Below are 14,993 nucleotides of genomic sequence, written 5' to 3' on the forward strand. Positions count from 1 at the left end.
CGACTTCGCTGACTCAACATAATTAGCATCGTTCTTTTGCCGCCCAACAAATGGCTTTACGTGCTGAGCTGGAATATAAGAGCTACGCTATGTCCCAGCTCTTGAAATATTCTGCCCCAATGATACGAAGTTGCACATGACTCCATCGCAACAGCCGTTTGTTCTGGTAATTGACGGACTGTATCAAGAAGCTTGTCACGCTTTACTTTTCGGTTTGACAAGATTTGTCCATCAGCATTTAACACGCATACTTGAAAGAGGCTTTTGGCTATATCAATGCCGACAACTTTAATAGACATGATGATTACTCCTGTTCTTACTGGTTGCACCATTAGTTTGGAACAACGGTGCTAGAAGGGAGGTGCGTCCATCACATCAAAGCCTTATGATGATCTTAAGTCTTATAATCTCGCGTAATTAAAGCCAAAGGTATGGAGAAAAGAACGAGCGATTCTATCCCAACAGCTAAAGCTAGAGGATGTCGTAACAATAAACATTCAGGGGCTAGACGACATAGCGATATTGAGACGTTAAGAATCAGTGCTTGGCTATTGAGATACAACTAACAGTGCATCAACCATTGAACGTAACAATGGAGTCTTGTGGTGGGTCTCATTGGTTAGCAAGGAAGTTTAAATCTTATGGCCATGTAGTACATCCGGTACCGAAACTCTTCAGAGGTGAAACCCACAGCAATCACCGATGATATGTAATAATAGCCTAAACAAAGGCAACTTTGCGATTTTGCATTGGTTTGAATTGCGCTTTGAGACCCATTTTCAGATCTGAACAAGCAGCTACATGATCTATATTGCACCAGAGAACCATTGGTCTATAAAAATTCTTAATTCACCCCGTAGGACGAATTGTTCTTGACCTTATCAGTCGTTAAAAAGCGATCTTTATCGCATTGTGGCTACTCTAGGATTGAAAGAAATGACGCAATTCCGAAAGTTGTGCACATATTCAACAACTAACCCGACAAGACAAGCTCTGTTCGAATATGATCGACTGGTGCGTAGGATTTACACGTTGAAGTATCTGCGAGAGCCGCAGTTAGAGCGTAATATACGACGTCCCTAGAACAACTATCACCAGTTACAAGCTACAATAGTCAAAGTTGGTGGAAAGAAGGAGATAACAGGAAAAGAAGCGGAAGACAATACCAAAGGCATTGATGATCTAACTCGAATATCACTTGTAGCCTAGCAACACATTTTACTGAACAGCCATTATACCTTTCAAAACAGCAATAAAATCATTGATGTAGATGAGTTGATGCGGGTCTAAAACTGGGGTAACGAAAATCTGGCTGTTCCGGCGTAGAACTCCATAACAGAGTTTAGTTGGCTGGGTAGGATGAACCGTATACATAAACAATACGGGCGCTTCGTTCGGCTTCATGACTTTATTGTAATACTCTACAAAGGCTTGCTCCATTTCTGGGCAAAACTTATGAAGCACACTCTTGGGCTTCTGTATGAGAGATTCTATTATAATGTGACCATTCATACCCGCTATGCTGTAGCGAATACCATATTCTGCTTTTACATAGGCAACGATTTGGCGGGGATGGAGTAAGTGTTTTTAGCCAAGTGCTCAATAAGCAGCATGGTTTTGGGAGCAGAAAGTCGGCTTTGGCTGCCACTTTTTCAGGCTTAAATTTCTCTGACTGAAAATAATCGTTGATATGACGTCCAACCGTCGTTTCATGAATGCGAAGTGCCTGAGAAATCATTGCACAGCTCCGGCCTTCGGAAGCAAGCAGAACCGCTTTGATGCGATCTCACACTCGGCTATCACGAGTGGAATCGTGCATCTGTTCGATTTCTGTTTCTCCCATTTGATAAGGTATCCTATGGAAAGAAAATCTATAACACTCACCGCCCTGGCATTCGCTGATGCACCCACAGCATCAATTTTCGGGCCAATCGAAATTTTGTCTATTGCTGCGAACTTGGCAGGCGCACCGGAACCGGTCGTCCATATTGTCACTCAATGTAATCAACCTATCCGGGGCATGGGAGGCGTCATCATCTCGCCCACCATTGATATAGAACCGGTAACTCAAACGGATATCCTGCTGATCGGTTCGATCGGGTTTCCAGACAATAATCTGACGACTCTGGATGAGGACACAATTAAGTGGCTCAAACAGTTCGAGTCACACGGAATTCCAATTGTCTCCATTGGTTCCGGCGCATTTGTGCTAGCCAAAGCACAGATGCTGGAAAGCCGCACCGCCACCACACACTGGCACTTTGCCAATATGTTCCGCGATATGTTTCCGGACACCCGCTTGCTGGTGGATCGCCGTGTCACCTGTGACACCAACCGCTACTGCACCTCTGGGATCAGCGGATACAGCGAGGTAATGATGCTGATCGTCGAACAGTTTTTTGGCCTGTCGATCCGCGAAAGCTGTCACCAGTTTATTTTTGGCGATGCCGATCAGATTCAACAGAAAGCGCTGGCGAACTTCATTCAGTACCGTCAGCATAACGATACGTTGATCCATCAGTTGCAAGACTGGATGCACAGCAGCCCAACCCTGGAATTCTCGGTCAATGTGCTGAGTAAACGAGTCCACCTGAGCGACCGGCAGATGAAACGGCGATTTAAACTAGCAACCGGTCAGACGCCCATCCAGTACATCCAGCAAATTCGGCTCTCCATTGCCAAAGATAAGCTGGAGAAAACCAAGCAGACTATTGAAAACATCAGCCATGAAGTAGGCTACGAGGATGTGCGTTATTTTAGGGAGTTGTTTAAAAAATCCAACGACATGACACCATTAGAATACCGCAAGCGCTATCAGCGCTAGCCAAAAACTATCCATCGGCATAGCCGGTGGTTTTTCATATGCGCCTATAAGGCTCTCCTACTGGCATCGCCCTAGCAGGCGCGTACTGATCTGACATTTGCATATGACTATTTCCTGCGGCCCGCAAACGGGCTACCTGAATACGGGATCGACTATTGCTCTCCCATTTTATCCTGCTCTAGTTGGTGCTTTATGTAACTTTGTATCTTGCCGGTGTTTCCCTACCGTATCGACATAATACCCTCGACACCAAAATTCTCGATTCCTATACTTAAACTTCAAATCTCCAAATCGCTCATAGAGCATCAGACTACTTTTTCCTTTCAAATACTCCATAAACGAGGAAACGCTCATCTTAGGTGGTATCTCTAAAAGGATATGAATATGATGTGCGCAGCATACCGCTTCAATAATATTCACACTTTTCCATTCACATAGTTTTCTAAGTATCTTGCCTACTGCCCTTCGTTTCTCACCATAGAACACCTGCCTTCGGTACTTAGGTGCAAAAACCACATGAAATTTACAGTTCCATCGCGTATGCGCTAAGCTCTTTTCGTCCCCCATTGGGACCCCCTTTCAATTCTTAATTAAACCTTGCAGTTGCCAGATCACAAGACGTATTTATCTAATTGAAAGGGGGTTGTATAACTGACTTATAGCTGTAAGCTTTACGGCCCCCCCAGCCTAGCTGGTTTTTTCTATACAATAAAACACAGCGGGATCCGGGCCCTCTATGTTGGCAAGGGTCACGCGGATTCCGGGTGTGGAAGCAGTACCAACATCCCTTTTAGCGCTTTCTTGACCTTTTTGCGTTTCGACATGGCTTTTTGGGCCTGCTTGGCCTCGTCGTGTTGCGCCTGGGCACGATTCTTGATATCAGCCTCTCCGTTCATCATTTCGTCTTCATCGTCCAGATCATGCACGCCATCCACTCCCAGAGAACTCATGTATTGATCCATGGCCTGTTGATGTGGCTTTAATACCTCATCATGGAGGGTTAACGTCCCGCCTTTTAACGATAGGCTGGCGTCAATCGGTAATCGCCATAAGGCCTCCGCTAGTGTTTTATGGTCAGCGTCGATCTGCCTCATGTACATCTGGAGTTTCTCGTTACAACGCGTGACAACCACCGAATTCACTTTGAGATCCATTTTGGCATCGCGACGACGCTGATATTTTTTGGTGGTCAGGTGATGGAACATGCTATCCCACAAGATAACTTTGAGTAACATCGGATTCACGGTGGTGTCAAAACCCACACCAGTGCCCACACCAGCTGAAGCTGAGGCCACCATCCGTAATTTAACATCGCCGGACCCACGCACAATCGATTCAATGATGCTACTTACCCCGATCCCGGCAGAGACTTCACCGGACACTTTGCCCGACACGGCGTTGATACCACGCGCCTTGAACGTCATTGGCGTCGAGCCTTTGGCTTTCGCACCCACAAAAGCACCTCCCGCCAGGGTGAAACTCAGTACCTCGTCTGCGCGAATGATGTTACTGGTGTTAAGTGCAGCTTTATACTCTGCTTTTACTTCAGCCCCGACAAACAACTCGGCTTCGTTGGTCATAGTCATGATCTGGCCGACCGTCAGCTGATGCGTTACGGTTAACCTCAGCCCAGCTTCTGCCGCCAGAACCGCGTTGACGCCCAGATCAATACCCGGAATCAACTGTAACGGTTCAAATCCGTTGCGATTTTCCAGCTCATCTTCGGTAAAGTTGGTGTACTTTTTAGAGATGTTAACTCCGGGCATTTCAACAATATTGGGCTCTTGATTACCCGCACCGCCTTTTAGGTACGTGGCGCCACCACCTGTGCCAAAATTGGTATGCATATTTGAACTGACCAAAGTTTTTGCTCCTGCTGCCGCTGCACCGGCCAGCTCATTACGGATACAGCCAAAGTCCCAGCTTTTGGTGATTTCGACCTTAGCTTCAGCAAACAGCTCCGCGCTTTCATCGATCGATAACGCACCGTTCTCAGCGTCACACTTACCTTTCACCTCGTTTTTTTTGCCGCGCTGGGGGCGTATTTGCAACAGACGCTGCTTCTTGTAGTAATCGTTAAGTACCTGCCACAGCACGTCATCGGCTCGGCCATGTTTCTGGTATGCATCATTGAGTGATTCGACCTGAGCATCCAGCAGTTGCGCCTGGATCCGGCCGAGTTCGCCACTCTGCTCAATACTATTTTGCAAATTTTGCAGCAGACGCTGCTTATGTAGTAGGAATTGGAAAAACGTACGGTTAATAAATTTAGCCCGGACAGACTCATTCGGTGTCCGGCTTGGTCGAACGACTTTAACTATGTCGGGATATTTACGGGTGACTAGAGAAACCAGGATCTGCCACAGTGGATGCTTGGTTACATCGGTGACGCTGTAACCATGACTACTACTGAGCTTTTTGTGATTAACAAACATCATGGTTTCCAGCACGGAGTAAATCACATCCACACCACGCTGGATATAGGGGATAGCACGATAGGAGCTTTTCTTGCCGAGTCCGGCACTGAGCTTATCCAGCCACTGCTTTAGGTTTCGGGTACAGCTTGCCATCGGCAACAGATTACCGCGTTCGTTCTTTATCATGAATATATCAAATTCAAGCGAACATAGAGTCGGGTTGGTCATAGGCCTTTCCTTTTTATTAACGTGTAACTAGAAACAGCAGGGGCAGTGAAAAATCACGACCTCTGTTACCTTCGCCAGAATGTGCACAGAATGTCCTGCTCTGATTGATTAGCGTTCTGATCCAAGCCTTCCGCATAAACATTGATGCTGAACGCTGTCGCCTCCATGGCTTTGCACATACCAGATATTTTTCGACGTAGTGCTTTACTTCATAAAGACTCATCTCCACACCCTCACGGCTCTAACCAAAGAGTCGTGATCGGCGGTATTGGTCGGATCTTGATGAAAATTCTAAGTGCACATTCATCAGCTATTTGCGTGCATTGGGGATCTTCACCAACTGTTTGAGCTTTTACAAATTCCTTTGAATTTGCGTCTCTAAGTCAGCAATGTTTTTCGCCTACCATTTGGCTTTTCTGAGGTTATATTCCTGCTTGCCCAAATTGGCGTTCTCACCGTTCGGGACCACGTTCAACGGTACTTTAACAACCTTCATTGGGTTCTGCGAACGTGCCATGACCTGTGCCTTGCGCTGCATTTTGTAGAATCGTTTCCCCTGGTGCTCTTGGCATAAATCTGCTGCGAACCGGTCAACCATGCCTAGCCGGATTTCCCTTACAGTTGGGAGCGTGGTCTGCCGACAATACCGAAGGCGTGGTGAAGGCAGATACGTTTTTGGCCGTTTTTTCGCTGATATACTGGTGGAATTTCTGTTTTACCTCTTCCACCGCCTGAGTCTTCTCGAGTTCGCTAAAGCAAAGTTCAATTTTTTCTACCTTAATATCGACGGCCTTGCCAAATGGCGTACTATCAAAAATACTGGTCGTGAAATCAAACACACTGTCCCCAATGGCAACGCCGTTAAATTCACCAGCCGTCGCCTGGTCATAAATGGTTTTTCCCAAGGAAGTGGCATTTTGTAAATCATTTATCATTTTGTTGTTCTCTCAGATTGTTTAATATCGGCGGCCACACCGTCCCGAACGCTTTGAAGCGCCTGGAGTAATAGACGGTCATGCGCAAAAGGCATGACCTGATCGATGATGTTAATCAGCGCGTACCAGTCATTTCCCGTTTGCACCAGCCCTTCCCCACGTATCTGCTGGCCGGTTGCGAACATAGGCGTCACCTGCCATTCGGACAGTGCTTCCCGGGATGTGCCAATGCGATAACTCGCGCCGAAATCAATCAATCGAATTGTTTGGGTCGTAGGGACATACACAATGTTTGAGGGCTTGATGTCCCCATGAACCCAGCCTCGCGCATGGCAGTGTTGAATCACCGACACGAGCGCAGGCAAAACTGCGACAAACAGAGCCAGATCGGTCTCATCAAATTCGCTCAGTGGCATCGCCGATGAATCGAACTCCAGCGTTAAGGTCTTCCTATCAGTATCCACCGCATGCACACGCTGAACACCGACACCACGACAGGCCTCCAGCGCCAGCCATTCTCGCCACATGGCCTCAGGCGACGCATAGTGCTTAACGTAAGTCCGCGCTTGCTCGGCAGGCTTCGTTGTGGTCCCTATCTGTTCGGCCCTAGCCATCACAACTGCTTGGGCAGACTGAAGTGGGTGAACAGGGACTTATCCAACGTCTGATTAGAGTCACGCAGGGTGTAATCCAGTACGATGTTGTTGTCGCTGACCTTGTAATTCAGCTTGCGCACTAACCGGCTTGCCGTCGCACTACTGTCACCCTCAAACAGCGCGCGGAACAGGGCCCACTGGCCAGTGTATGCCTGGGTCGCAACACGATGGTCCCCTTTGTAAAAGTTGGCGCTCAGGTAGCCGTCTACCCCGGTTGTCGGCCAATCCACTTCACGCCACACGCGTGGGCCGTGCTTGTAACTGAACACGCTTTCGGCTTCTCTAAGCTGGAACTCTGTCACGTCCGTACTCATCGAGCTGGCTTTGAGACCAAGTTTCAGCGCCAGCTCCTGCCCCGTGGGACCAAAGAAGGTTTTACTCAGTCGGCGAGCCCGTTGCAGTTGCTGACGGCTGCTTTGGCTAATGGGTATGGTCACACCATCGACTTCGTGCAACTTGAGCACGCCGTTGTCCCAGTAAACAAATGGCTTGAGTAACTGGTCAACAAACTGGTCTACCCGGCCTTGTGGTTTAAAGAACTGGGCGAAATCGTCGAGGTTCACTTCACCACGACCCTTCAACGCGAACGGGAAACGTCCTTCAATTGCAGCCACGTAAAACTGGTAGACCTGCTCGTCCCACTGTTTGTCGAGGTAGCTCACACTGCTCGTCACGACTTGGCGCCACGTCTGTGCACTGATGTGTTTGGTCCACTGTGCTACCGGCCCGGGCGCTTTGGCCCCCAAACGCTGAAATTCAACAATCGCATCCTGGCTGCCTTTCGCATGGGCGAGCGCATAGCCGTGAAACGCCTTGCCCGGATTGGAGCTAGATAATGCGGCATCGTAGTAGGTGTTGAGCGCATCAAACTGCTGGATAAGGCCATCCAGTGGCACCGTATCTCCAGCTTTCCCGCTGCCGTTTACATAGTCAGCAAACGAAAGGAACGCTTCATTAACAACAAATGAAGGTTGCAAGCGCAACAGCTTTTCACCGACAGCACGGTTGAGTTTTTCTGCCGTGCGCACCCCCTTAGCAACCTTCTTCAGCCCCAGCTGACTGGCCGTGCGCTGATTATCTTTAGTGTCCAGCTGTTCTTCGAAGGCGAGCGTCGTGTTGACCACCACCGCGCCGAGCACGTCCAGCACCGGGCTGGTGGCTGGCTCACGTGCACTTCTCAGAGCGTAGGCCAACTCAACCGGACTGTTAAACTGGCGGATGTAGATGTTATTGATCAGATCTTTCCAGTAGTAGATGTAGTCAGCAAAGTAGAGGCGCTGGATCTGCTTACTCAAATCCGTCATCTCGGCAATCGATGCTCCCGACATTTCGCCCTGAATGGCTTTAAACTCACTCAATTGCTTACGCAACAATTCTGACTTGGCACTCAAATCGATCTGGCTGTAACCCTGCTTAGTAAAAATCTCCGGGATCAAATAGCCATGGAAATCCTCCGAAAACGTGAACATGCTGTCGAACTTTTCGCCCAGTTGACCTCGTACATCCACCTGAATCCGATACTCCGGCAAGCTCTTGATGCGAGCATAGATAAGGCGTTCCGGTGACAAGCCCTCCAGATTGTTGGTTGCCACAGCAATCAACTCGTAGTTAGGGACCAGACGCTGGTCGTAATTGCTCTTAAACAGATCGCTGATCAGCAGTGACAGCATATTGATGTCATCCGACGACAGATTGCCCTGACCCTTGAGGTTATCCAGCAGATAGGCCTGCATCCCCGCAATGTCAAGTTGCTGACGGTCAAACAGCATTTGGTAATAGCGCAGGATCTCAAAGATTTTGCTCGGGTTCCCCAGATTGACGTAAACGTACAACTCACTACTGATCAGCTCTTCGAGTTTTGGCAACAGGATCAGGTTCAACTGCTCCTGATAGGTACTGTAAATCCGCGCCGCGGTATCGCTCTGTTTGATGCTGACCTGCTGATACCAGGCTTTGGGTTGAATGCCCTGGTCCGCCATCGTGCGCAGTTCATTAAGTACCGCAATCATGTCTGGCATGGAATAGCTCTTCTCCAAACGCTGAATGTCACTGCCGTACAAACGCATCTGAGTCATAACGTCTGCACGCCACTGCTCATCCTGATTCCAGTTGTCTTTCAGCACTAAGCCCGCAGCCGACAATATACCGACCACAGCCACAACCGCCAGAGAGCGCACCGCTAGGTAACCGGCATGGCGCAGCTCGTTGACACCAGTAATGGTTTTTTCCGGCAGGATCACGTGGCTGAACAAACGTGACGTGAAGTAACTGCGACGTCCCGGCAACTGCTCCCGGGTGCTGGATGAGTTAAATTCCGCACGCTCCGCCACGACTTGTGTGAGCAGATCATGCTCCACGCCTTTTTGTCCGGATGACAGCAGATACGCACCGCGCATCCATACGGCTTCGCGCACCCGGTTTTCACGCCCGATGTCCGTCAGCAGTTCATTGATGAGCTCAAAGAAGATCCGCAATTGGTAGGGCAAGGCGATCACAGAACCGGACTTTTCACTGCTGATGTTGCGCAGAAGCTCAAATTGTTGCTCCGCCAACGTTTTCAGCAGCGTTTTACTTTGCAGCTCAAACTGGTATTTATCGAAACGGCGATCCGCACCGCAGTTGAATGTCACTCCGAACGGATTTTCCACGTCGCAGCCGGAAAACCCTGCAAAAAACTCGATAAAATCGGCGATCGCATCCGCTTTGGAGAATACGCTGTACACCGGCAGATCGATGTTGAGCAGGGCGCTCATCGACAGCGCAGCTTCCTGATAGATGCTGGCCAGTTTCTGGCGCTCTTTGCGGTCGCCCTTGAGCAAACGATCGCAGCCGATCATAGTGACCACTCCGTTCAGACCCTGAAGAGGCCGATATTTAAGCAGTTGTTGTCCCAGTACCTGCCACAGCGCTTCGTCGACGCCTTCACTGTCAAAGATACGGTGACCAGCTTCGATCACTACCGCATGATCATTACTCCAGATGCGCAGGTACTGTTCGGTATCGCTGTCTTCCAGATGACGTTCCGTGACCGGCTCGAAACCGTTTTGCAGCAACATAGCACTTTTCGCGTCTTTTTCACCACCAAGCAATAAATACCAAGGTAGACTGTAAATGCTGTCTAACTTGTTGCGACCATTGCCATGCACCTTCTTAGTCGCCAGTCTGAACAGTTGCTCGATCACGCAAGTGTCTTGTTTGAGCAACACTTGTTGCTCATACAACTCATTATCGCGCGAGGCTTTACTTGTATGTTTCCACCACCAGAACAAGCTAGCGCCAATCAACAACAACGTGATGCCTAGCGCAAGCCATTTAGGCCACTGCGGCTGCTCCGCTGGTAACCCTATCCAAAGTGCGCTGCACGCGGTGAACAACGCAACAATCCCTATCAATACAAGAATTTTTTTGATCATATTATTTCTGCGCTCTTCTTATCGTCGCGTTGACGTCAAAGCGAACATTGAGCTCATTCTTCAGCTTGCGAATCACAGCCAGATTGTCTCCCGCGCGAATAAACAACTCGATGCCGTGTGACGTTTCGCGGGTATAGGAATCGTATCCGCCTTGTTTAAGTTCAGAGGCAAGCCGCGCGGCATCGTCGGCACGGGAAACTACAGCCAGAACAATGTCCCACTGTGGACGGGTCGTGCTCTGCGGTGTTGCTACTGCGTTGCTCAGTTCCGGGCGCACATGGCCGATGTCTTCTTCGGTACTGACATAAACCAGATCCTGATCGGCCTGCCGGAGGTTCACCCCAGACATGTTAATAGTACTGAACTGCTGCAAAATCGGCTGGCTGCGGTTGTAGTACCAGTACTCAGAGGCACCATAACCTGCGGCAGCAATCAGCGTGGCCAACGCCAGCGTTTTGCCCATACTCAGCATGCGCCAGGGCTGCTTACCCTCAATCAGTTCAGGGGTTCGCGGTACCGGCAACGCGCTCTCACTGCGGTAGTGGCGGATCAGGGCATACACATCAGACTTAATTTCGTGCAACGGGCTCTCATCGTCATGGCGATAACGACCTTTAAAGCCGAGCATCAGCAACACATATTGCAGCTCAAGAAAGTCGACCAGTTTGCCCGGCTGCTGGCTGGCCTTGTCCAGTAAGGCGAAGAAAGCTTCACCTCCGTTGCGCTGTGAAAACACTTTGCTCAGCAGAGAATGGTTTTCCCAGCGTGCCCGCTCTCCCCACGCGGTGTAGAGAATCGCTTCGTCAAATGCCGCGCACAGTACAAAACAACTTTTCTCGACGATGCTCGGGTGGTATTCCAGATACAGCCCGCGCTGGCGAAACAGGGCGATGGCATCCAGCAGTTTCTGCCGGAAGCGATCTATATCCCGTGGCGATCCCTGGCGCGGGACGGTCACCAGAATCCCAAGTAATTCGGTCGCGGCATTGAGCAGCGGACTGCCGTACACCGCGAGGCTTTCAATCAGGCGCTCAGTACCAGAAATGTCTGCCTGACTGGTTTTGGCTACACGCTGTGTTTGCGTCGGATTACCCGCGACTCGGCGGATTTGAACCGTGGGTTCTTCGTTAAAAAGTCCAGCCACAACTACCTACCTGATCACATGAAATTCAACGTTGATGTCTTCAATCCGCTCATCAATATGCAGCGCGATCGCTTCGTCTTTCTTTACCAGTGACTGCCACAGCTCTGACTTGGTATCCACTTCAAAGTAAGCCGCGTCATGGCGGGATTTGAGCTCAGAAGGCGCATACGGCAAATGGCGCAATGACACCCCCGACAAGGCATTGCGCACCAAACCGGCAATATCACTGTTGCCAGCCAGCTTAGTGGCACGAGGGAACTCCTCGCCCAGACGCGCTGCGCCGATGGATGACGTCGCGACCAGAATAAAGCGTCCCTGATGGTAGAGGCTGCGATCCTGAACCAGAGTCCGCAGCAAACGACGGGTGACAAACAGCTGGCGATCCCACTTCAGCGTAGTCACGTTATCGATCTGCACTTCACGCAGCAGCACCAACAGCTCAGAAAAGACCGCGGAAAAAATCCCGTACAGGTCATTCTGATTCCAAAGCGGAAACGACTTCGGCATTTTGCCCTCCAGCCCTTGCATCTGGCCCGCCATGGCGACACATTCCAGATAGAGGTGGCGGGTTAACAGTGTCCCGTCACTGTTCCATTGCTCCAGTTTCGGCATCCACGCGCCCAAAACCTGTAACCACAGATAATCGCGCATCAAAGCCTGATAGCTCTTGCTGTTAGTCTCCGCCTGTAAACGGGTAGAAATGGCCCTCGCCCGGTATTGCACTTGAGCGAATACGTCGGTGACACAGTCTTTCAGATAGCTGGATACGCCAAAATGCAGGCTTTGCGGAATGAAGGCCTGATTGAGCACCACCGATCCTTCCGACTTGTGTTCACTGATTTCCGCCACCGCAATCAGGGTGTAGTCCTGGAGTCCATCCCCCTCCAGCTTGAGTTCAATATTGAGGGTCGCCAGTTCCAGTGGCACTGGATCGCTGTGTTCACGACTGGTATCAAACACCGGGTGTTCGCTGGCAGTGTGACGCAAACAGCTATCTTCACCGACGTCTACGGCACCTGGCCGACTCACTGGCAGCGCCAGATAGACTTTTTTACGATGGGTATTTTTCGCTACATCTAACACCAGAGAGTGCTGAATCTCAAACGGTGTTCCGTCTGGAAAAATACCTCGTGCACGGCGCACCGACACTTTACCGATATCCAGTAATAAAAGGTCGAGCTCAAGTTGTGTCAGGCCATACGACTGAGGGCTGATCTGGCCAGCAAACTCGCGTGCAAAGTGTTCCAAATAACGCTCTTGCTGCTGGAAATGTTGTGGAGAGAGAAACATCCCTTCACTCCAGACGACTTTATTGATATCCATTATTTTTCCTCTTCACCCGATACAGACAGGTTGATGCCGTCGATCTCAATATTGATGGCCGCTGAACTAACAATCAGCGGTTTGTAAATCACTTTATTTTTTGCCTCGCGATAATCCGCAAAGCCAGCGATCACGCCGATGTATTTGCTCCCCGCCGCCATCGGCAGAATCTCCTGACGGCTTTCTCCGGGTAGCACACTGGCCAATTGACGAGCTAACAAAAGCTCGGCTTTCAACAAGCCTTGTTCGTCGTTATAAATCTGGATGAAATCGGCCTGGTTGAAGGCCTGACTGTCGGTTAACTGGTAGATGCGCAGTTCCACCGGCGATGGCTTACCTTCCACATTCGGGTTGATGTTAGAGGCCGCTTTGATGTTGACCACCAGTTGTGGGACCGCCTGCTCATCACCCCAAAAACTGCAACCTGACAGCACCAAACTCAGTAGCAGTACACTCAAACGACGCATCATTGCTTGTCTCCTTCCAGATTGCGTTGCAGACGTAGCGCATCATAGAAATAACCCTGAAATTTAACCTGCCAGTCGCGGTTATCGATCTGACGCGTGAAGTAGCGTTTGTACATATCCCAGTACTTAGGCTTGGGAGACCAGAAACCAGTTCCGGACAGGTCGTCAAACATTGACTCCGTCGCTTGCGGAGAAATGTCCGCCAACAAAAGTGTCAGCGCTATTTCCAGCGCTTTATCTGTCTGTTGCTGGAGTCGCTGTTCGTGTTTACGAAATTCCGTCAGCGCAAGCTGGACGGGCTGCGTCTCAAACTGAGACGGCTCCTGCGCTGCCGCTGACAACGATGCCTGATAAGCCTCTTCGCCAAACGGATCATCTTCTTCGGTCTGAAACTCCAGATCGAAACCAAGGCGCTGACGTTCACGCATGACGTCGTCACTTAAAAACGGATCGTCGTCAACGTCAACCACTTCAATATCTGAAATCGTGAATTGCGGATCTTCGGATTCGTTCAGCTCAACCGACATACTGCTTAGCTCGGTACGAAACGGGTCATCCCCAAACGGTGAGGCAGCGGGAACCTCCGTCAATCGCTGAGCCTGTGCTTTCTCTGGAATGAAACACGACACCAGCAAACGATAACGACCAATATCCAAAACGTCGCCATCACTAAGTGTTGACTGATTGCCTTTGCCAAGCGGCTCATCCGAACCGTTGATAAACAGGCCGTTGGTGCTGTTGTCCACAACCTGATAACCCCGTGAGGTTTTGCGAATGATAGCGTGCGTTCCAGATACTTCACGACTGGCGTCGCTCAGTTGCATTATCGCACCAAACGTCCGCCCGATTTCGCCTCCTTCCTCTGGAAAGGCCTGATTCCACTGCGCAATACTTTCGCCGTCTGGAGAGCTGATGATTCTGATTGATAGCGGCATATGATTTACCTTTGCTGTAATTTCGAAACGGCGTTAACGACACTGCTTAGCAGCTTGGTTAAACTCCGTCAGAAAACGGGGATACTGACAAATGTTTTCGCCAAGTGGCTGATACTTCATTTTGGTTCGGATGATGGCCCGGAAACTGATGTCCATTTTCTTAATCGTCTGTTCAATGACGGCATCGATAGCCGCCTGTCAAACGCTTCATCGCTCCCCACAGTAACAAACGGCGCCCTCGGCAAATGACACATGGCATCGAATCCTTGCAGACCACCGCTGTTGGTGATCACCAGATCGATCTGCTTTTCCCGCAACTGCTGCGCCAACTCGATGTCTTCAGCCAACACCTCGACGTGTTGAAAACCGGACTCCATCAGTGCACAGGCGATATCGTGTGCCACCGCGGCGTAGGTTTTACTCGAGCGCGGGCTGAGGTTTTCAAAAATAAAACTGCTGGTGTGGGACTTGTCCCCGCCATGAATGACCGCCACCTTGAGATGTTGGCGGATCCACTCCAGTTGTGTTGGCGAAAAAACCGCGTGCGTCATGTCCTTTATACCTGTCGTTTGTGCTGTTCAATGAGCCGGACACTTAAGGTCGGCGGTGGCAGCAATTGGTATTCTGGTTATTGTTTGTATTGGAGTTGTG

Annotated in this window: 9 protein-coding genes and 5 pseudogenes; 2 read left to right on the forward strand and 12 right to left on the reverse strand. The window is 49.9% G+C overall.

Going from position 1 to position 14,993, the window contains the following annotated elements; all coding sequences use genetic code 11:
* Positions 1-299: pseudogene (locus R7Q09_RS22850) on the reverse strand (IS110 family transposase); the annotation flags it as partial.
* 357 nt (positions 300-656) lie between these two features.
* On the opposite strand from R7Q09_RS22850, the pseudogene R7Q09_RS22855 reads away from it, so the two are divergent.
* Positions 657-1,301, forward strand: a pseudogene (locus R7Q09_RS22855) (Tn3 family transposase); the annotation flags it as partial.
* Positions 1,302-1,317: 16 nt separating this feature from the next.
* Here the strand turns inward: R7Q09_RS22855 and R7Q09_RS22860 are convergent.
* A pseudogene (locus R7Q09_RS22860) lies at positions 1,318-1,843 on the reverse strand (helix-turn-helix domain-containing protein); the annotation flags it as partial.
* A 15-nt stretch (positions 1,844-1,858) separates the two neighbouring features.
* Between R7Q09_RS22860 and R7Q09_RS22865 the strand changes: the two are divergent.
* Positions 1,859-2,824: a GlxA family transcriptional regulator gene (locus R7Q09_RS22865; RefSeq protein WP_276454946.1), complete on the forward strand. Its 966-nt coding sequence runs from the start codon at positions 1,859-1,861 to the stop codon at positions 2,822-2,824.
* A gap of 152 nt (positions 2,825-2,976) precedes the next feature.
* On the opposite strand, the pseudogene tnpA reads toward R7Q09_RS22865, so the two are convergent.
* From tnpA to R7Q09_RS22915, 10 genes and pseudogenes are all read right to left on the reverse strand, one after another.
* A pseudogene (gene tnpA, locus R7Q09_RS22870) lies at positions 2,977-3,391 on the reverse strand (IS200/IS605 family transposase).
* Positions 3,392-3,573: 182 nt separating this feature from the next.
* Complete coding sequence (locus tag R7Q09_RS22875; RefSeq protein WP_276454945.1) at positions 3,574-5,469, reverse strand: hypothetical protein; 1,896 nt, start codon at positions 5,467-5,469, stop codon at positions 3,574-3,576.
* A 590-nt stretch (positions 5,470-6,059) separates the two neighbouring features.
* Positions 6,060-6,404 carry a hypothetical protein gene (locus R7Q09_RS22880; RefSeq protein ID WP_318070849.1) on the reverse strand — a complete coding sequence of 115 codons (345 nt, stop codon included), beginning with the start codon at positions 6,402-6,404 and terminating at the stop codon, positions 6,060-6,062.
* Positions 6,401-6,931, reverse strand: a complete 531-nt coding sequence (locus R7Q09_RS22885; RefSeq protein WP_318143698.1) for a protein kinase domain-containing protein — start codon at positions 6,929-6,931, stop codon at positions 6,401-6,403. The genes R7Q09_RS22880 and R7Q09_RS22885 overlap by 4 nt, the downstream gene beginning before the upstream one ends.
* An 86-nt stretch (positions 6,932-7,017) precedes the next feature.
* A complete protein-coding gene (gene tssM, locus R7Q09_RS22890) occupies positions 7,018-10,473 on the reverse strand; it encodes a type VI secretion system membrane subunit TssM (RefSeq protein ID WP_318070848.1) in 3,456 nt (1,151 codons plus the stop codon).
* Position 10,474: 1 nt separating this feature from the next.
* Positions 10,475-11,617: a type IVB secretion system protein IcmH/DotU gene (icmH, locus tag R7Q09_RS22895; protein WP_276454941.1), complete on the reverse strand. Its 1,143-nt coding sequence runs from the start codon at positions 11,615-11,617 to the stop codon at positions 10,475-10,477.
* Positions 11,618-11,623: 6 nt separating this feature from the next.
* Positions 11,624-12,940 carry a type VI secretion system baseplate subunit TssK gene (tssK, locus tag R7Q09_RS22900; protein ID WP_318070847.1) on the reverse strand — a complete coding sequence of 439 codons (1,317 nt, stop codon included), beginning with the start codon at positions 12,938-12,940 and terminating at the stop codon, positions 11,624-11,626.
* The gene (gene tssJ, locus R7Q09_RS22905) at positions 12,940-13,410 is read right to left on the reverse strand and encodes a type VI secretion system lipoprotein TssJ (RefSeq protein WP_276454939.1); all 471 of its coding nucleotides are present in this window, start codon (positions 13,408-13,410) and stop codon (positions 12,940-12,942) included. Before tssJ ends, tssK begins: the two co-directional genes overlap by 1 nt.
* Positions 13,407-14,342, reverse strand: coding sequence for a type VI secretion system-associated FHA domain protein (locus tag R7Q09_RS22910; RefSeq protein ID WP_276454938.1), 936 nt, complete (start codon positions 14,340-14,342; stop codon positions 13,407-13,409). The genes tssJ and R7Q09_RS22910 overlap by 4 nt, the downstream gene beginning before the upstream one ends.
* A gap of 239 nt (positions 14,343-14,581) precedes the next feature.
* Positions 14,582-14,893 (reverse strand): annotated as a pseudogene (locus R7Q09_RS22915) (D-alanine--D-alanine ligase); the annotation flags it as partial.
* Positions 14,894-14,993: the final 100 nt, after the last annotated feature.

This window comes from Vibrio sp. 2130-1, from assembly GCF_033339515.1.